The sequence below is a fragment of the Massilia sp. 01N417 genome (assembly GCF_056399645.1).
On the sequence record NZ_JBFTRS010000002.1, the window covers coordinates 117241 to 136494 of the forward strand.

Genomic DNA, 19254 nt, shown 5'->3' on the forward strand with positions numbered 1-19254 from the left:
GAATCAGTTGGAAGTCGGTGGAGGGGACGGAGGTGAGTGCTTCAGCTTCAAATTCAACTGCTCGATCAGTTCGGTTGCCGCGCTGACGATCTGGCCGGACTCGAAACCGGCCTTGGTCATTTCCTTGAAGAACGAGCGCGCGAGAATCTTGGCGGCGTCTTCGGGATTGCGGTAGGCCAGGCGCACCTTGTCCTGGACCTGGTCGCGCGCTTCCTGCAGCAATGCCAGTTGGGAAAAACGCGAGTCGAGCAAACGTTGCAACTGCTGCACCTGGATCGATTTGCCGATGAATAGTGCAATTATATTCAGCAATTGCAGATCGCCCTGGGTGAATGCCGGGCTTTCCCTGGCGCCCGCCACATTGATCACACCAACGATCTTGCCGTCGACGCGCAGCGGGGCGGACATCAGGCTGCCGCCGACGCCGTCGCGGCCCTGGGCCAGCGCCGCCACGTCGGAATGTGCGATGTCTTCGACCAGCAGCGCTTCGCCGCTGGCCAGCACCCGGCCGCAGATCCCTTCGCCCTGCCCCACCGAGGCCGTCAGGGCGGCGTCCGGCAGCGTGCCGAAGCGGGCGTGAACCGTCATGCGCAGCTGGTCCGGGGCGCCGCTGTTGAGCAGCATGATGGAACAGCTGCCGGCACCGAGCAGCTCCGCGGTCAGTGCGGCCTGGTTCTGCAGGCTTTCGTCCAGACTGCCTTCGGCCAGGAAATTCTGCAGGTCCTGGAGCCTCACCCACCTGTTTTCCGCGCTGCCCATGTCTTCCTCGCAATAGGAGTGATTACATATCGGTAATCTTTTAATAATATCAGTGCGCCGGCGTCGCGTCAGGAGAAAGGAAGGCCTTGTGGAAAAGATGGCGCAGCAGCAGGAAGAAAGGCATGCGCAGCCAATTGCCGCGGATATACAGCATGCCGTGGGCGAGCGGCGTGAAGGCATCCGCGCAGCTCGGGTGGAAGGGAACGAGGGCGCGCTGGAACAGGCGGTCCATCAGCGCCAGCAGGGGGCGGCCGGGGGCCTCGCTGTCCATCGCGCGCAGAACGGCGTCCGGCACCGGCGTGCCCAGCAGGCGCCGGCAATAGCGCAAGGCGTAGAACAGCGGCCGCTCCAGCTCCAGTTCGCGCGCGCGCGCCGGCAGGCCGTCCCAGAAGCCGTCCTGGGCGCCGAACTGCAGCAGCAGGCGGTGGATGTCGAACAGGTTGCGCAAGCCATGTTCGAACTCGCCCTCGTAGAACAGGTGCACGGCGCTGTGCAGCACCATGTCGCGCGGCGCCAGCACGTACAGCGGCGGCGAGCCGGGCCCGGTATCGGCAAGCGGCACCGCCGCTGCGCGCAGCCTGGCCGGATCGGGACGGCGGTCGGCGGTCTCGGGCAGGATGGCGTGGTGGACGTCGATGACGTTGCCGCGGCGCAGGTGCTCCATCGGCGGCAGTTCGTGCATCCACTCGCGGTAGTAGCGCTGGTCGTAGGCGTCGTGGTGAAGACTGGCCCAGCCGTTCATCATCAGGGCCCCCTCGACCTCGCCCAGCTGCGCCTTGGGCACGAGGATGTCGATGTCGGAAAATATCCGGCCGCGCCCCGCTTCGAGACCGGCCATCGCATAGGCCGCCCCCTTCAGCAGGATCAGCGGCAGGCCCAGGCCGGACAGGGCGCGGCCGATCTGCCTCACCTCGTTGCGCACCGCCTGGGCATGGCGCTCGCCGGCCACGCGCGCCCATTCCAGGTGCGTGCGCGCCGGCGCCGGCATGCCGTCCAGCAGTCCGGCATCGTCGAGCAGCGTCAACAGGATGACGCTCATGTCGGCGTTCTCCGCCTGGCGCAGCAGCAGGTCCCAGCCGGCCAGGTCGAGCCCGGCGGCGGCGGCGGGATCGCGCAGCACGCGCAACAGCAGCGCTTGTCCGATCATGCGCCGTCCTTTGCCAGGCGTTCGAATAACTGGACAGCTTCGTCCAGTTTACTGTACCGGAATTCGAAGGCCGTGGTGGCCTCGATCAGGGACGCCAGGGCCGTGAAGCCACGCGCGCCCAGCACCTGGTAATTGAAGGCGTTCTCGGCTACGCCCATGAAGGCGCGCGCCTTCGGCAGCGGCGCCAGGCTGATCGGCGCCTGCGCCTCATATCGCGGAAACACGATAAAGGCGGGCCGGGCCGGTTCCGCCGCGCGCGCAATGCTTTCCGCAGGCGCCTTCAGGTGGGCGATGGTGCCCTTGGCGGTCTTTTCCACAGGCGTACTGAGCACGGCATCGGGGGCGAACGCGCGGATCACGCCGATCGACTGGTTCTTCAGGCTGACCGGACGCGGCAGCGGCAGCACGCTACCGTTGTCCAGGCTGACCAGGGTCATCTCGTCGGACAGCAGGCGCCAGCCGCGCGTCACCAGGGCGGCGCACAGGGTGCTTTTGCCGGATCCGGGAGGCGCCGGCAGGACCACTGCGCGGCCGTGCCGCTCCAGCACGGCGGCATGGATGATCAGGTAGGAATGGGCGCGGTGCGACACACACCAGTTCATCACCCATTCGAACATCGGATAGGCATGCGCCAGCGGCAGGGGCTGGAATGGCGCCGCGCCCTCGTAGTCGAAATGGACTTGCGGGCGGAACAGGCGTCGCAGGCCGCCCGCGCGCTGCAAGGACAGGTGGAAGTCGGCAAAGCCACCGGGCTCGTCGACCGGATAATCCGCATACAGCAGCGCGATGCCGGTGGCCAGCTGCGGCACGTCGCTGCGGATACGGTTGGCGAACGGTCCGGTGCGTAGGACCAGTCCCGGCCCTGCCAGGCGGGCCGCCAGCTCGCCCTGCGGCAAGTCGCCGACGCTCAGCATGGAAAAGGCTCGACGAGGTCCAGGCGGGCAAGGCCGGCCAGCATGTCCTCGATCATCGCGCGCAGTTCGTCGGTATCGGCCTCGAAACGCGCGGCCAGGCGGTCCGCCAGCGTGGCGGCATCGGCGGGACCGATGCGCAGCGCAAGCAAGACATCGACGGCGGCACCGTCCAGCAGGTGCGTGGCGCCCGACAGGTCGTTGTACAGCACCGCTTCTTCGTCCCATTCCCGAAAGACAAGCCCCTGCCCCGGCACCACACGCCACATGCTCGCTGTCGCCTCGTCAATCGTGGGTAGCTTCGAGATAGTTCTTGACCTGCTCGGGGCCCCACCTGACGCCGGCGGTCGGGCTGTAGTAACCCTTGGTCTGGACGTCGGCCCACATCGCCAGCAGCGTGTCGGTCGACAGGAACCCGATCTTGCCGGATTTGATGTTCAAGTAGGTCGCGATCGCATGCATCGCCAGCTTGTAGCTGTCGAATTTCTGCGGACTTAGCAGGTTCAGCATCGTCGAGCACAGGTAGCTCGTGTTCTTGGTCTTGACGGTGCAAGACCCGCGGTTGCCGGGCACGTAGAACACGTCGGCAAACCAGGTGTCGATCGAGCACGGCCAGGCGCTGGTGTGGTTCTTCCAGTAGCCTGGCGACAATCCCTCACATGCCGGCTTGACGCCGCCGTAATGGCTGCTCATGTCGCCGGACATGGAACCCGACGGCGCTTTGCAGGTCATGAGCTTCAAGGTCGCGTGGCTTTCGAGCGTCGACAGGACGCCGACCGCACCGATGCCGGCCTTGGCCAGCCGGCGCCGGGTGGCACCGCGTTCGCTCAAGGACAACGGCGCTGCGTTTCCATTGTTTTCTTGATTTTCGGTAGCCACGTGCGTTATCCCCAAAGATGTGTTGCGATCATGCGAAGCGTTTCTCCACTTCCCATAAAAAGCAAATTCCGGGCCATGAGCAGGCTGTTCCGAAAAAAATATTGCAAATCAGGCGCTTAATGCCTACTGTACTACCCGGAAATTTCTATTGTATGCTGGAACGCCGACAAGTGTAAAAATTATCGACGCGTCCCGGCAGGCACAATCAGAAGAAACTTTCGGGGATGATCAGCACGTCGCCGGGGCGCATCGGCATGTTCGCCGAGATATCGCCTTCCTTGATCAGGTCGTCCAGGCGGACGTTGAATTTCTGCTGCTTGCCGTCGACCGTGCGGATCACGCTGGCGCGGTTGCCGGCGGCGAACTCGGTGACGCCGCCGACCGCGATCAGCACGTCCATCAGGCTCATGTCGCGGCGGTACGCCAGGGCCTGGGGCTTGGCGGCCTGGCCGATCACGCGGATCTGTTCGCTGAAGTTGCCGACGAAGTTGGTGACGATGACCGTCACCACCGGCTGCTGGATGAACTTAGCGAGCGCTTTTTCGATGTCGCGCGCCAGTTCGGTCGAGGTCTTGCCGGCGGCCGGCAGGTCTTCGACCAGCGGGGTGGTGATCTTGCCGTCCGGACGAACCGGCACCGACATCGACACCTCGGGGTTGCGCCACACCATAATGCTCACGCTGTCGCCCGGTCCGATCAGGTAGTCGGGGTTGGTGACCTGGGTTTGCGGCGGCGGCATCCTGGTGGCACAGCCGGCCAGGAGCAATGCGAGCGCGGCGGCTGCCGCCACTGTCGTGTGTTTCATCAGGTTCGCCTTGTACTTGCCCACGTCATTCCCTTTCGTCGAACACATATGTTAATAAGTCGCTAACAGCGATGTATTGTATATCATAGTGCTTGAGGAAAAGACCGCGCACGCTTGAAATCTTTCCCGAAGCTCTATTTCTGTTGCATTAGATTCTTCACGTACTTCACCGGAATCGCATACGTGATGCCGCTCGGCGCGCTGATCGCGGTTTCCTTCAAACCCTTCACGAACACGGCGTTGATCACACCCCAGACTTCCCCGCTGGCCGGATCGTAGACCGGACTCCCGCTGTTGCCAGGATAGGCCGTGCCGTCGAGCTGGAAGATGTCATAGGAGGTGCGCTGCAGCTGGACCAGCTGGCGCACGTCGAGCTTGCGCGAACTCAGCGAAGGCATGACCACCGGCGTGATCGCGGCCAGGGTGGCGCGGTGGGTGGCCGCATGCAGGCCCAGCACCATGCCCAGCGGATAACCGGTGAAGGCCAGCGACTGCCCTTCGGCGACGCCGTCGGAATCCCCCAGCTTCAGCGCCGGCAGCGGTGGACCGCTCAGGCGCAGGTGGGCCAGGTCGTGTTCGTTGTCGCGCGCCACCAGCTGGGCCGGGCGGAAACGCACGGTGTCGCCGTCGCTGGTCACGATGCCCAACTGCTCCATACGCGCGTCATCCAGTTTCTCGGGCACCACGTGGGCATTCGTGATCACGCTGAGGCCATCCCCCACCACGAAACCGGTCCCGACGAACACGGTCGAGGGGCTGCGCGTGCGCTCGAAGGTGCCGACACCGACCACGGAGCGCTTGACCGTCGGGACTAGCGCCGTCAGCTCGGCGCCCACCGCCGGCACGATCATGCACGCGGCGGCGAAACCGGTCAGCAGTGCCCGCCAGGACCGCCTACCCGGAGCTGTGCGAGGAGTAACGGAAGGGCTGGCGGAGCATGTTTCGTTGGTGCACCAACCGTGCACCCCTTTTTGCAATTTAGACATTACAATAAAGCAGTATCTTTTAGAAAGTTTCGATGTCGCAAGTCTACTGCATGAATGCGCCGCACATGAGAGTTCGATGTACTTCCCGACAATAATTTTCTCTAAGTTTATGCAAACCTGAGCCTATCTTCGTGTTTCTTAAAGGAATTTGTGTTGTAGCCGAGGTACGGCATGTTGAGCTCTTCACATTTTTCGTGTGCTTAATTGCAATTGCATGGAGTACAAGCGATGATGCGTGAGTATTCTATTTTCCTCTGATTTGGATCAGTAAATAAGTCCAAATCTTTCACGGTGAGATTGAACGATGGCAGAGATCACAGCCACCCTCCTGAACTTCCTTAAAGCAATCGGCAAATACCGCTGGTATGCCGTCGCCATCGCCTGGACCATCGCCGTCATCGGCTGGGCCGTGGTGCTGCGCCTGCCCAACCAGTACGAGGCCTCGGCCCGTGTCTACGTCGACACCCAGAGCATCCTCAAGCCCTTAATGTCGGGAATGACCACCCTGCCCAACCTGGACCAGCAGGTAGTGTTCATGCGCCGTACCCTGCTCAGCCGTCCGAACGTCGAAAAGCTGATGCGCATGGTCGACCTCGACGTCAAGGCCAAGGACGCCAAGGAGCACGAGAAGATCGTCGACGACCTGATCGCCAAGATCAAGATCGGCGGCACCGAGCGCGACGACATCTATACGATCACCTACGTCTCGGACAACCCGAAACTGGGCAAGGACGTCGTGCAATCCCTGCTGACCATCTTCGTCGAGGGCAGCTTCAGCGGCAAGAAGCAGGACTCGGAAAAGGCCGTGCAGTTCATCGAAGACCAGATCAAGTCCTACGAAGAGAAGCTGAGCGCCGCCGAGAACTCGCTGAAAGAGTTCAAGATCAAGAACATGGGCCTGCTGCCGCGCGAAGGCGGCGGCGACTTCAGCGGCCAGCTGATCCAGGCCACCGACCAGCTCAACCAGGCGCGCCTGGAACTGGCCGAGGCCGAACAGGCCCGCAACGCGATCCGCCGCCAGATCACGGGCGAGCCGGCCAAGCCGGGCGAGGCTGCCGTGGAAGTTCCCGTCACCGATCCGGAACTGGAAAACCGCATCGCCACCGCCCAGAAGAACCTGGACACCCTGCGCCTGCAGTACACCGAGCAGCACCCGGATATCGTCGCCAACAAGCGCCTGCTGGACCAGCTGCTGGCGCAGAAGGCCGAGCTGGCCAAGCAGAAGAAGCACAGCAACGATCCGGGCGCCGGCTACAGCCCGATGCTGCAGCAGCTCAAGGTCTCGCTGTCGACGGCCGAAGCCCAGGTGGCATCAATGCGCATCCGCGTCGAGGAATACGCGGCCCGGGTGGCCCGCCTGCGCGCCCAGAGCTCGTCGGTGCCGGAAGTCGAGGCCCAGCTGGCCCAGCTGAACCGCGACTACCAGGTCAACAAGGACAATTACCAGAAGCTGCTCGAACGCCGCGAATCGGCGCGCCTGTCCGGCGACCTGTCGTCCGCCACCGACATGCTGACCTTCCGCGTGATCGATCCGCCGACCGTGCCGACCCAGCCGGCCGGTCCGAACCGCCTGCGGCTGTTCTCGCTGGTGTTCGCCGGCGCCCTGGTGGCCGGCATCGCCGTCGCCTTCCTGTTGAGCCAGCTGCGCCCGACCTTCCTGAGCCAGGCCACCCTGCGCGACGTCACCGGCGTGCCGGTGCTGGGCTCGATCGGCATGAACTGGACGGCGGAACAGACAGTCCGCCGCAAGCGCCGCCTGGCCGCCCTCGGGGTATCGGTTTTGGTGCTGTTCGGGATCTACGGCGCCGGGATGGCAGCGATCCTGTCCCATCCCTCGCTTTAATCGCGGCGCCCCCGCAAAGTTTGCAAGGAGTTCCACGTGAGCATTATCGAAAAAGCAGCCAGCCGCATCGACCGGCAGCGTAGCGCCGCTCCCGCCAGCCCCATCGCCACTGGCGGCCTCAGCGACAGCGCCGCGCTGCATCCGGCCGCGGACAGCCCGTCCGTGACCGTGGCCGACACCGTCATCCACGAAACCGTGCACGCGGTGCCGGTCGCGCCGGCCACCGTGCACGAACGGCCGGCGGTGCCGAAGTTCACCACTCGCAAGGTCGACCTGGACCTGGTGCGCATGCGCGAGACCGGCATGGTCACCGCGGCCAGCGGCCGTACGCCGCTGCTGGAAGACTTCCGCATCATCAAGCGTCCGCTGCTGCAGCGCGCCTTTGGAGCCCGCTCGCCGGGCGGCAACCCGGGCAACCTGATCATGATCACCAGCTCGCTGCCGGGCGAAGGCAAGACCTATACCGCGATCAACCTGGCGATGAGCATCGCAATGGAACTCGACCACACCGTGCTGCTGGTCGACGCCGACGTCGCCCGTCCGTCCATCCTGCGCACCCTCGGCCTGCCGCCCCAGCGCGGCCTGATGGACATCCTAGTCGACGACAAGCTCGACATGGGAGACGTCATGCTGCGCACCAACGTCGATACCCTGTCGATCCTGCCGGCCGGCACCGGCACGCCGCGCGCGACCGAGCTGCTGGCCAGCTCGACCATGAGCAACCTGGTCGAGGAAATCGCCAACCGCTATCCGGACCGGATCGTGATCTTCGACTCGCCGCCGCTGCTGCTGACCAGCGAATCGCGGGTGCTGGCTTCGCACATGGGCCAGATTGTGATAGTGGTCGAGGCCCAGACCACGACCCAGCACGCGGTCAAGGAAGCCCTGAGCCAGCTCGAAGGCATCGACAACGTCAATCTCATCTACAACAAGACCAGGGAAATCCCAGGCATCGAAGAGACGTATGATTATCACTACGGCTAAGCAGACCGACCGCGCTCTCCACCTTGCGCCGCTCGCCGTTGCTGCCTTGCTGCTATCGGCTCAATGCTGGGCAGGTACGAAGTTCACACCCTTCATTTCCCTGTCCGAAACGTACAGCGACAACCCGGGGTTGCAACCGGATGGCCGCGAGCAAGGCCAGTTCATCAGCGAGGCAATGCCGGGCTTCACGCTGCTTAGTTCGACGTCCCGTTTGCGCCTGAATGCATCGGCCCAATGGAATTATTACGCCTACCAGAATGGCAACGTTCCAAACATGCGCGACCGCGACCGCATTTATTCGGCCAGCATGGATGCCAAGCTGATCGAGAACCTGTTGTCCCTGGAAGCAGGTATGCACGGTTCGAGCCAGTATGTTTCCGCGTTTGGGCCGCAATTCGGCAATCTGTATTCGGATCTGAATCGCACCGAGATACGAACCTGGCGCATCAGCCCCATTCTGACGCACCGCTTCGGCTCGAACGCCGCTTTGCGCGTGCAGCTCACCCGCGATTCGGTCGAGTCAGACGCCCGAGCCACGGCCTTCGGCAACAGCCATTCCACGATGGGAATCGCCAACCTGTCCGGCACCTCTGCGGGCGCAAAACTCGGCTGGGGATTGCAATACATGCACCAGCAACTGGACACCGACCAGTTTGGCTCGACCCTGACGAAAAACGCCCTTGCCAACCTGAGCTACCGCCTGAGCCGGGAGTGGGCCGCTACCGCTACCGCCGGCTACGACGACAATGAGTACCAAGCATTACGTAACCGAACGGCAGGCCGTAGCTACTCTGCCGGTTTCATCTGGACTCCGTCTCAGCGGACCAGCATCGATGCCGCATTTGGGCACAATTATTTAGGTAAAACCGGTCATTTGCTCGCTGTTCAACGCAATCGCAGAATGGTCTCGCAACTCAGCTATACCGACTTGGTAACCACCACCCGCCAGCAATTCATGCTGCCGGCTACGATCGATACCGCAGCGATGCTCGACCGGCTGTTCAGCAGCTCGATCGCCGACCCGGCCGCGCGAGCCCTGGCGGTACAAGCCTATATTGCCGCAACCGGCCTGCCGTTGACCCTGGCTGATCCGATCAATTATCTGAGCAATCGCTATCTGCGCGACCGTCGCCTGCAGTTTGCGTATATTTACAATATGCCTCATAGCAATTTGGCATTGTCGGTGTACAAATCCGAACGCAATGCGCTGTCGCTCCAGCAGAGCGACAGCGAACTGCTGGGTAACCAGTTCAGTTCGCTGAACGACAATGTACGGCAGCGTGGCGCCAACCTCAACTTCAGCTATCGCCTATCGTCACGCATGACCGGGCATGCGAATCTTTCTGCCGCTCGTTCGACCTCGATCACCACAGGCCTTGTCGCACCTTCGCATTTCGCAAGCGTAGGCCTGGCCCGCCAATTCGACCGCCAGACTTCCGGCGCACTGGAACTGCGCCATGTCCACACCGGATCGGGTTTCGTAAACGGCACGGGCGATCGCACTGAGAACGCCATCACTGCCACCCTTTCGGTCAAGCTTTAATCGGAGCTGCGATGTACGAGACCTTTTACGGATTTTCCGCCAAACCTTTCCAGCTGCGCCCCGACCCGCACTTCTTCTTCGGCAGCAAGGGCCACAAGCGCGCCATGGCCTACCTCGAGTACGGCCTGTCGCAGGGCGAAGGCTTCATCATCGTCACCGGCGAGGTCGGCGCGGGCAAGACCACGCTGGTACGCAACCTGTTCAACGGCCTGCCCTCGGACCAGATCGTGGCGGCCCACATCGTCAACACCCACCTGGATCCGGACGACACCCTGCGCATGGTGGTGTCGGCCTTCGGCCTGCCGTACGAGGGTGCGAGCAAGACCGACCTGCTGACGCGCCTGGAGAAATTCCTGTGCGACGTCGACCACCAGGGCAAGCGCGCCCTGCTGGTCATCGACGAGGCCCAGAACCTGTCGGCGCGCACGGTCGAAGAGCTGCGCATGCTGTCGAACTTCCAGACCGACGACAAGTCGCTGCTGCAGACCTTCCTGCTCGGCCAGCCCGAATTCCGCACCACCCTGCACAGCCCCGGCATGCAGCAGCTGCGCCAGCGCGTGATCGCCAGCTACCACCTGGGCCCGATGGATGCGCAGGAGACCCGCGCCTACATCGAGCACCGCATGGCGACGGTCGGCTGGAACGGCGACCCGTCCTTCGACGACGGCGCCCACGCCGCCATCTATGCCTACAGCGGCGGCATCCCGCGCAAGGTCAACACCCTGATGGACCGCGTGCTGCTGATGGGCTACCTGGAAGAGATGCATGCCTTCACGGAAGCCGACATCAACACCGTGATCAGCGACATCAGCGAAGAATTCCAGCTGCCCGGCGCCGACGGCGATTCGCTGGCGGCCGGCACCCCGGCCGCCCTCGCCCAGGACATGCACGTCGGCGAGATCCGCACCGCCGACATGCGCGTCGACGAGCGCCGCGCCAGCAACGTCGAGATGCTGGACGAACGCATGATGCGCCTTGAAAAGTCGATCGTTTCCGTGCTGTCGATCCTGAAGAAGATCGTCGCCACGCCCCAGGGGGCGGTAACCCAGCCGATGGACAACCAAGAATGAACATGTACGAACTCGCCCCGCGCCGCCTGCCGGCGCCGGGGGAACGCATCCGCAACGCGATGACCTGCGATGTCGAGGACTATTTCCAGGTATCGGCCTTCGCTCCCTACATCGACCGCGCCAGCTGGCCGGAGCGCGAATGCCGGGTCGAAGCCAACATGGACCGCATCCTGGCCCTGTTCGAACGCCATGGCGTGCGCGCCACCTTCTTCACCCTGGGCTGGATCGCCGATCGCTATCCGCAGGTGGTGCGCCGCATCGTCGCCGGCGGCCACGAGCTGGCCAGCCACGGCTACGGCCACCTGCGCGCCTCCGACCAGACCCGCGCCGAATTCGCCAACGACATCCGCTCCGCCAAGGCGCTGCTGGAGGACATCGGCGGCCAGTCCGTGCTGGGCTACCGCGCGCCCAGCTTCTCGATCGGCCGCGCCAACCTGTGGGCGCTGGACGAGCTGCTCGACGCCGGCTACCGCTACAGCTCCAGCATCTATCCGATCGCCCACGACCACTACGGCATGCCGGAAGCGCCGCGCTTCGCCTTCTACCCGAACGGCCCGGACGGCCTGCTCGAAGTGCCGATCACCACCGTGCACATGCTGGGCCGGAACCTGCCGGCCGGCGGCGGCGGCTACTTCCGCCTGCTGCCCTATGCGCTGTCGCGCTGGATGATGGCCAAGGTCAACCGCGACGACCGCCAGCCCTCGCTGTTCTACTTCCACCCGTGGGAGATCGACACGCAGCAGCCGCGTCCTGCCGGCCTGGACGCCAAGTCGCGCTTCCGCCACTACGTCAACATCGACCGGATGGAAGCCCGCATCGAGGCCCTGGCGCGCGACTTCGCCTGGGACCGCATGGACCGCATCTTCCTGAACCAGGAATGAGGCGCCCATCATGGAAGACCTGCTGCTGCTGATCCACCGGATCCCCTACCCGCCCAACAAGGGCGACAAGATTCGCTCCTACCACCTGCTCAAGCACCTGTCCCGGCACTACCGGGTCCACCTGGCGACCTTCGTCGACGATCCCGACGACTGGCAATACGTGCCGCACGTCGAGGCGCTGTGCGCGAGCAGCCATTTCGCGCGCATGAACCCGCGGCTGGCGCGCGTGCGCAGCCTGGGCGCGCTGCTGAAGAACCGCTCGCTGTCGCAGGAGTACTACCGCGACGCCGGCATGGCGCGCTGGGTCGACGATACCCTGGCCGCGCACAGGATCGACCGCGTGCTGGTGTTCTGCTCGCCGATGGCGCAGTACGCCGAGAACCACCGCAGCGCGCGCCGCGTGATCGACTTCTGCGACATCGACTCCGAAAAATGGCGCCAGTACGCCGAGCAGAAATCCTTCCCGATGAATCTGGTCTACCGCTACGAAGCGAAGCAGCTGCTGCGCTACGAGCGCCAGATCGCGCGCGACTACGACGCCTCGCTGTTCGTGTCGGCCCCCGAGGCCGCGCTGTTCCGCAGCCTGGCGCCGGAAAGCGGGCCGAAGATCGGCCACTTCACGAACGGTGTCGACACCGAGTATTTTTCGCCCGAGCGGCCGTACGAGAATCCGTTCGCGGCCGGCGAACGCGCCCTGGTCTTCACCGGCGCGATGGATTACTGGCCGAATATCGACGCCGTGAAGTGGTTCGCCGCCGAAGTCTTCCCGACGGTGCACAAGCGCTTCCCGGACGCCCGTTTCTACATCGTCGGCTCGCGTCCGGCGCCGGCGGTGCAGGCCCTGGCCCAGCAGCCGGGCGTGGTGGTGACCGGCACCGTTCCCGACGTACGCCCCTACATCGCCCACGCCGCCGCCGCGGTGGCGCCGCTGCGGATTGCGCGCGGGGTCCAGAACAAAGTGCTGGAAGCGATGGCGATGGCGACCCCGGTGGTGGTATCGCCGCAGGCGCTGGAAGGCATCGACGCCGTCCCCGGCAGCGAGCTGGTGCTGGCCGACGAACCCGCCGCCTTCGCCAGCGCCTGCGCCGCCCTCCTCGAAGGGCAGGACGGCGCCATCGACGCGATCGGCCGCGCCGCCCGCGACAAGGTCCAGCGCCGCTACAGCTGGTCGAGCAACCTGGCATGCATCGGAGAGAGCCTCGAATGTTCCTGAAACCCCCACCCGAAGTGCTGGGCGCCGGCATCGCCGCCCCGAACCCGTCCATGTCGCGCGCCCGCGCGGCCATGCTGGTGCTGGCCCTGCTCGCCCCGTTCGCCCTCTATTTCGGCACCGTGCGCTCGATCGTCGGCCTGTGGAACAGCTCCGAGACCTTCGCCCACGGCTACGTGATCCTGCCGATCAGCCTGTGGCTCATCTGGCGACGGCGCGAGAATTTCAGCCTCTATCCGGTACAGCCCTGGGCGCCGGGCCTGGCGCTGGTCGCGCTGCTCGGCGCCGGCTGGCTGGCGGCCCAGCTGGGCGAAGTCCAGGTGGTGTCGCAATACACCTTCGTCGCCATGTTCCCGGCGATCGCGCTGGCCCTGCTGGGACCGCGCCTGGCCGGCTCGCTGGCCTTCCCGCTGCTGTTCCTGCTGTTCGCGGTGCCGTTCGGCGAAGCCTTCGTCGGCCCGCTGATCCAGTTCACCGCCGACTTCACGGTGGCGGCGGTGCAGGCCACCGGTATTCCCGTGCTGCGCAGCGGTACCCGCTTCGAACTGCCGACCGGGAACTGGTCGGTGGTCGAGGCCTGCAGCGGCGTGCGCTACCTGATCTCCTCGATCACCCTCGGCTGCCTGTACGCCTACCTCACCTACCGCTCGACCATGCGGCGCGCGCTGTTCATCGGCCTGTCGGTCGTGGTGCCGATTATCGCCAACGGCCTGCGCGCCTACATGATCGTGATGATCGGCCACCTGTCCGGCATGGCGCTGGCCACCGGCGTCGACCACCTGATCTACGGCTGGCTGTTCTTCGGCCTGGTCATGTTCATCATGTTCTGGATCGGCAGCTACTGGCGCGAAGACACCGCCGCGCCGGAGGCAGCAACAGCGCCAGCGGACTCCGGCACGCCGACGGCGGCACCGTCGCTGCGCGAGCGCGCCGGCAAGGGCGTCCCGGTGCTGGCCGGCGCCGTGCTGGCCGTGTGCGCGCTGTGGCCGGCGCTGGCCCTCTACGGCGAGCAGGCGAACCACAACCCGGCCCCGGTCTCGCTCGGCGAAGTGGCCGTCAGCTGGCCGCAAGCCGCGCCCTTCGCCGACTGGAAGCCGGACTACATGGCGCCCGACGTCGACTTCGTGCGCAGCTACCGCCGCGACAGCGTGCCGGTGGCGCTGAACCTGCTGTACTACCGCAACCAGGACCGCAGCAAATCCCTGATCAGCTCCCTGAACCGCATGGCCGGCTACAAGGACACCTGGCACGAGACCGAGAGCGCGAAGCGGGTCGAAACCGCCGGCGGCCGTCCGCTGACCGTGCGCGAGACCGTGCTGCGCGACGGCGGCAAGGGCCTGCTGGTGTGGAGCTGGATGCGCATCGGCGGCCACGACACGACCAGCAATGCGATCGGCAAGCTGTACCAGGCGGGATCGAAGGCGATGCTGCGCGGCGACGACGGCGCGGCGCTGATGCTGTCGGCGCCCTTCGACGAGCATCCGGAAGCGGCGCGGGCCGCCCTGCGCGCCTTCCTGTCAGAAAATTATTCCTCCATCAATGCTGCACTGAACCACGCGCAACAACACTGAACAAGACCATGCGCATCATTATTTTTACAGCCTCGCTGGACTTCAATGTCCGGTGGAACGTCATGACGATCGCCGAACGCTATTCCCAATGCGAACTGGCGGTCCTGCTGCACACACCACGGAAAAAGCCGGCGCAGCTCGTGCGCAATCAGTGGCGCAACCTGCGCCGCCATGGATGGCGCTGGGTTCCCTACCAGAGCGGCGAAATCCTCACCCTGTTTGCCGGCAAGCTGCACCGGCAGCCGCCGCAGAGCCCCGACCGCCCCGGCCAGATGTTCACGATGGCGGCCCTGGAGCAGCATCCACGCATCCGCATCCATCGTGTCGCCGCGATCAATGGCGAAGAGGCTTGCGCCTGGACGCGCGATTTCGCGCCCGACCTAGGCGTTGCACTGGGCGCCCCGATACTCAAGCCGGCCCTGTTCACGCTGCCGCGCCTCGGCACCATCAACCTGCACAAGGGCCGCTTGCCCGACTACCGCGGCATGCCGCCGGCATTCTGGGAGCTTCACGATGGCCAGGACAGTGTCGGCGTCACCGTGCACCGCGTCGACGCCGGGCTCGACACCGGCGACATCCTGCTCGAGGAAAGCGTTGCGATCGATCGCTTCTCGACCGTGGCCGGAATGAGGACGAAGCTGCACCGGGTCGGCGTCGAACTCGTGACCGAAGCCGTGGGCCGCATGCTGGACGGCTCCGCCACGTTCAAGCCGCAACAGCGCGGCGGCCGCACCAATACCCGCCCACCGCTGGGCCTGGAGGCGCGGATCGGCAGGCAGCTGGCTGCCCGGGATCCGTCGCGCGGCGGCCTGCTCAAACGTGGCATCAAGCAACTGATGTTCGGCGCCTATGCGAAGCTCGCCATGCCGGCCCTGAACTGGCTGCACGGCCGCACCGGCAACCAGCGCGTCATCATTCTGCTGTACCACCGAGTTAGCGACCAATTCCGCGACAACGTCACGATCGGCATCGAGCGCTTCGATCAGCACATGGAATATGTGGCGAAGAATTTCGTGACCGTGTCGCTGAAAGAAATCGTCGAAGGCCGGATTCCGCGCAACAGCAGCAAGCCGGTGATCGCCGTATCGTTCGACGACGGTTATCTTGACAATTACGAGAACGCGGCGCCGATCCTGCTCAAGCATCAGGTACCCTGCACCTTCTTCATCAGCACGGAAAAGATCCGCGACAACAAGCCGTTCGACCACGACATGCGCGCACTCGGATTCGGCCTCGACAACATGAACTGGAATCAGGTGCGCCGCATGCACCAGTGGGGCCTGCATTTCGGCAGCCACACCCGCAACCACGTGAACCTGGCCGAAGTGAGCGACGAGCTGGCGCTCGAAGAACTGCGCGGCTCGCTCAACGACATCCGCGAGCAGCTGGGACAGGAACAGGTCTTCATCGCCTATCCGTACGGCCGCAAGCATCACATCACGGCAAAGCGCATCGACATGATGAAGGAACTCGGCTACGAAGCCTGCTTCTCGGCCTACGGTGGCCTGAACGGTTCGGACATCGATCCTTTCAATATCAAGCGCATCGGCGTCAACTGGGCCTTCGACCTGACGACCCTGCAGGCGCGGTTGCGCGGATGGGATAAGACCCGATGAGCCAGCCGCCCCTGATCGTGCACCTGACCTATGTACTGGATTACGGTGGCATCGAGACCCTGATGATCGACATGATCAACCGGATGCCGGCCGATCGTTATCGCCACGCGATCATCTGTCTGACCAGGTACACGGATTTCGTCAACAAGATCACCCGTCCCGGCGTCGAGGTCATTGCCCTGAACAAGCCCCCCGGACTGGGACTGGGTATCCATGTCCGGCTGTTCAAGCTGCTGCGTCGGATGAACCCTGCGATCCTGCACACCTACAACTTCACGACGATCGAATACGCCGCCACCGCACTGCTGGCTGGCGTACCGGTGCGCATCCACGCCGAGCATGGACGCGACGCCAGCGACCCGGAAGGCCGCAATCCCAAGCACAATCTGCTGCGCCGCCTGCTGACGCCGATCGTTGACCGCTTCATCCCGGTATCTCTCGACCTGCAGCGCTGGCTGCGCACGGTCGTGAAGGTCCCGGAAACAAAGAACCTGTTGATCAATAACGGCGTCGATACCGCGCGCTTCGCGCCGGCTCCGCAGTCGCCGCCGCCTGACGGTTGCCCGGACTGGCGAGGCTGCTTCGTGATCGGCACCGTTGGCCGGGTTCAGGACGTCAAGGATCACGCTACCTTGGTCGCGGCCTTCGCTGCGCTGCGCGAACGCCTGCCGGCGCAGCGTGACCGACTGCGCCTGGCGATCGTCGGTGAAGGTCCGCTGCGGTCGGCGCTGGCGCAGCAGATCGAGCGCGCCGGCATGAAAGATGCGGTCTGGCTGCCCGGAGCGCGCAACGACATCGCCGCGATCATGCGGCATTTCGACGTATTCGCCCTCAGTTCGATCGCCGAAGGCACGCCGGTTACCCTGCTCGAAGCGATGGCCTGCGAGATTCCGGTCGTATCTACCGCCGTCGGTGGCATTCCCGATCTGGTGCCGGACGGCGTGGCCGGACGGCTGGTGCCGGCGCGCGACCCCGCCGCGCTGGCGGAAGCCCTGGCGGAATATGCCGCCAATCCCGAGTTGGTGCAACGCCATGGGGCGGCGGCGCGCCAACGTATCGAACAACGCTATAGCATCGACGTGATGCTGGCAGCCTATACGGATCTCTACGACCGTCTGACTGCCGCGAAAATTCACCCCAACAAAGCAATCACATCATGTGCGGAATAGTAGGCATTTTTGACATGCGCGGCGGTCGCACCATCGACCGCAATGTACTCGGGCGTATGAACGACACCCAGTTTCACCGCGGCCCGACCGAAGGCGATCTGCACCTCGAGCCAGGTCTCGGCTTCGGCCACCGGCGCCTCTCCATCATCGCACCCGAAAACGGCTTGCAGCCGCTGTTCAACGAAGACCGCACGGTAGCGCTGGTGTTCAACGGCGAGATCTACAACTTCCGTGGCCTGCGCGCCGAACTGCAGGAACTCGGCCACGAATTCCGTACCCCCTCGGACAGCGAAACCATCGTTCACGCTTGGGAACAGTGGGGCGAGGACTGCGTGCGCCACCTGCGCGGCATGTTCGCCTTCGTTATCTGGGACCGCAACCGGCAGACCCTGTTCGTGGCGCGCGACCGCATCGGCATCAAGCCGCTGCACTACGCCATGCTGCCGGACGGGATGTTCCTGTTCGGCTCCGAGCTGAAATCCATACTGTCGGTGCCGGGCCTGCCGCGCGAGATCGACCCGTTCGCGGTCGAGGAGTATTTCGCCTACGGCTACGTGCCAGAGCCGCGCACGATCTTTACGCATGCGCACAAGCTGCTGCCGGGCCACACCATGACCTTGAAGGTGGGTGATGACCGCATCGAGCAGAAGAAATACTGGGACGTGCCGTTCACCCCGCACGACCGCATGACCGAGCGCGACATGGAAGGCGAACTGATCTACCGCCTGCGCGAAGCCGTCGAGAGCCACCTGGAAGCCGACGTGCCGCTCGGTGCCTTCCTTTCCGGCGGGGTCGACTCCAGCGCCATCGTCGCCATGATGGCGGGGCTCTCCAAGGAACCGGTGAATTCCTGTTCGATCGCCTTCGACGATCCGTCCTACGACGAATCGGCCTATGCGCGCCAGGTGGCCGAGCGCTACAAGACGAACCACCGGTGCGAGACCGTCGACAAGGACGACTACGGTCTGGTCGACACCCTCGCCCACCTGTATGACGAACCTTATGCCGACAGCTCGGCGATCCCGACCTACCGAGTGTGCGAGCTGGCGAGGAAGCAGGTGACGGTGGCCCTGTCCGGCGACGGTGGCGACGAGAATTTTGCAGGCTACCGCCGCCATCGCATGGCCCACAACGAAAACCGGGTGCGCTCGATGCTGCCGCTGGCGCTGCGCAAGCCAGTGTTCGGCTTCCTTGGCGCGGCCTACCCAAAGGCCGACTGGGCGCCGCGCGTGTTCCGCGCCAAGACTACCTTCGAGGCGCTGGCACGCGACCTGACCGAGGGTTACTTCCACGGCGTGTCGATGATGAACGACCGCCTGCGCAGCCAGCTGTTCTCCGACAGTTTCAAGAGCCGCCTGCAGGGCTACAGCGCGGTCGAGGTGATGCGCAACTACACCAAAGATGCGCCGACCGACGATCCGCTGTCGCTGATCCAGTACATCGACATGAAGACCTACCTGCCGGGCGACATCCTCACCAAGGTCGACCGCGCCAGCATGGCGCACGCGCTCGAAGTGCGGGTGCCGCTGCTGGACCACCAGTTCGTCGAGTGGGTTTCCGGCCTGCCGTCGGAGTGCAAGCTGCGCAACGGTGAGGGGAAGCACATCTTCAAGAAGGCGCTCGAGCCATATCTGAGCGAGGACGTCCTGTACCGCAAGAAGATGGGTTTCTCGATCCCCCTCGCGGAGTGGTTGCGCGGTCCGTTGGCGGACAAGGTCAGGCAGGCGGTCGACAGTCCCCTTCTGCTCGATACGGGCATCTTCAACCAGCACTACCTCAAGCAGATGGTCGATGAGCACCTGGCGCGCCTGAAAGACCACGGCGTCGCGCTGTGGCAGGTGCTGATGTTCGAAGCCTTTCTGCGCAAGAATCAAGCATAA

Annotated in this window: 17 protein-coding genes; 10 read left to right on the plus strand and 7 right to left on the minus strand. The window is 64.4% G+C overall.

All coding sequences use genetic code 11. The features are described 5' to 3' along the window. Positions 1–3: 3 nt before the first annotated feature. From AC1DOQ_RS02655 to AC1DOQ_RS02685, 7 genes are all read right to left on the minus strand, one after another. Entirely contained in the window at positions 4–735 is a 732-nt protein-coding gene (locus AC1DOQ_RS02655; protein WP_477360015.1) for a GAF domain-containing protein, read from the minus strand. Positions 736–808: 73 nt separating this feature from the next. Continuing rightward, positions 809–1906, minus strand: coding sequence for a nucleotidyltransferase domain-containing protein (locus tag AC1DOQ_RS02660; RefSeq protein ID WP_477360017.1), 1098 nt, complete (start codon positions 1904–1906; stop codon positions 809–811). Then, on the minus strand, positions 1903–2820 hold the full coding sequence (locus AC1DOQ_RS02665) for an HprK-related kinase A (protein WP_477360019.1): 918 nt from the start codon (positions 2818–2820) through the stop codon (positions 1903–1905). The genes AC1DOQ_RS02660 and AC1DOQ_RS02665 overlap by 4 nt, the downstream gene beginning before the upstream one ends. Continuing rightward, the gene (locus tag AC1DOQ_RS02670; RefSeq protein WP_477360021.1) at positions 2814–3086 is read right to left on the minus strand and encodes an HPr-rel-A system PqqD family peptide chaperone; all 273 of its coding nucleotides are present in this window, start codon (positions 3084–3086) and stop codon (positions 2814–2816) included. The genes AC1DOQ_RS02665 and AC1DOQ_RS02670 overlap by 7 nt, the downstream gene beginning before the upstream one ends. A 16-nt stretch (positions 3087–3102) precedes the next feature. After that, positions 3103–3648 (minus strand): hypothetical protein, encoded by a 546-nt coding sequence (locus tag AC1DOQ_RS02675; RefSeq protein ID WP_477360023.1) that lies wholly within the window; start codon positions 3646–3648, stop codon positions 3103–3105. Positions 3649–3901: 253 nt separating this feature from the next. Continuing rightward, positions 3902–4501 carry an XrtA/PEP-CTERM system exopolysaccharide export protein gene (locus tag AC1DOQ_RS02680; protein ID WP_477360025.1) on the minus strand — a complete coding sequence of 200 codons (600 nt, stop codon included), beginning with the start codon at positions 4499–4501 and terminating at the stop codon, positions 3902–3904. A gap of 134 nt (positions 4502–4635) precedes the next feature. Further along, complete coding sequence (locus AC1DOQ_RS02685; RefSeq protein ID WP_477360027.1) at positions 4636–5352, minus strand: S1C family serine protease; 717 nt, start codon at positions 5350–5352, stop codon at positions 4636–4638. Between the two features lie 439 nt (positions 5353–5791). Here AC1DOQ_RS02685 and AC1DOQ_RS02690 point away from each other — a divergent pair, with 439 nt between their 5' ends. The 10 genes from AC1DOQ_RS02690 to AC1DOQ_RS02735 all read left to right on the plus strand — a co-directional run bounded on the left by AC1DOQ_RS02690 (position 5792) and on the right by AC1DOQ_RS02735 (position 19254). Continuing rightward, positions 5792–7330 (plus strand): XrtA system polysaccharide chain length determinant, encoded by a 1539-nt coding sequence (locus AC1DOQ_RS02690; RefSeq protein WP_477360029.1) that lies wholly within the window; start codon positions 5792–5794, stop codon positions 7328–7330. Positions 7331–7555: 225 nt separating this feature from the next. Beyond that, on the plus strand, positions 7556–8314 hold the full coding sequence (locus AC1DOQ_RS02695) for an XrtA-associated tyrosine autokinase (RefSeq protein ID WP_477360417.1): 759 nt from the start codon (positions 7556–7558) through the stop codon (positions 8312–8314). Then, positions 8295–9857 carry a TIGR03016 family PEP-CTERM system-associated outer membrane protein gene (locus tag AC1DOQ_RS02700; protein WP_477360031.1) on the plus strand — a complete coding sequence of 521 codons (1563 nt, stop codon included), beginning with the start codon at positions 8295–8297 and terminating at the stop codon, positions 9855–9857. The genes AC1DOQ_RS02695 and AC1DOQ_RS02700 overlap by 20 nt, the downstream gene beginning before the upstream one ends. An 11-nt stretch (positions 9858–9868) precedes the next feature. Then, complete coding sequence (locus AC1DOQ_RS02705; protein ID WP_477360033.1) at positions 9869–10927, plus strand: XrtA/PEP-CTERM system-associated ATPase; 1059 nt, start codon at positions 9869–9871, stop codon at positions 10925–10927. Continuing rightward, complete coding sequence (locus tag AC1DOQ_RS02710; protein ID WP_477360035.1) at positions 10924–11808, plus strand: XrtA system polysaccharide deacetylase; 885 nt, start codon at positions 10924–10926, stop codon at positions 11806–11808. The genes AC1DOQ_RS02705 and AC1DOQ_RS02710 overlap by 4 nt, the downstream gene beginning before the upstream one ends. A 10-nt stretch (positions 11809–11818) precedes the next feature. After that, positions 11819–13021, plus strand: a complete 1203-nt coding sequence (locus AC1DOQ_RS02715) for a TIGR03087 family PEP-CTERM/XrtA system glycosyltransferase (RefSeq protein ID WP_477360037.1) — start codon at positions 11819–11821, stop codon at positions 13019–13021. Continuing rightward, the gene (xrtA, locus tag AC1DOQ_RS02720) at positions 13012–14589 is read left to right on the plus strand and encodes an exosortase A (RefSeq protein WP_477360039.1); all 1578 of its coding nucleotides are present in this window, start codon (positions 13012–13014) and stop codon (positions 14587–14589) included. Before AC1DOQ_RS02715 ends, xrtA begins: the two co-directional genes overlap by 10 nt. An 8-nt stretch (positions 14590–14597) precedes the next feature. After that, positions 14598–16205 (plus strand): polysaccharide deacetylase family protein, encoded by a 1608-nt coding sequence (locus AC1DOQ_RS02725; protein ID WP_477360041.1) that lies wholly within the window; start codon positions 14598–14600, stop codon positions 16203–16205. Continuing rightward, the gene (locus AC1DOQ_RS02730; protein ID WP_477360043.1) at positions 16202–17374 is read left to right on the plus strand and encodes a TIGR03088 family PEP-CTERM/XrtA system glycosyltransferase; all 1173 of its coding nucleotides are present in this window, start codon (positions 16202–16204) and stop codon (positions 17372–17374) included. The genes AC1DOQ_RS02725 and AC1DOQ_RS02730 overlap by 4 nt, the downstream gene beginning before the upstream one ends. After that, positions 17362–19254, plus strand: a complete 1893-nt coding sequence (locus AC1DOQ_RS02735) for an XrtA/PEP-CTERM system amidotransferase (protein WP_477360044.1) — start codon at positions 17362–17364, stop codon at positions 19252–19254. The genes AC1DOQ_RS02730 and AC1DOQ_RS02735 overlap by 13 nt, the downstream gene beginning before the upstream one ends.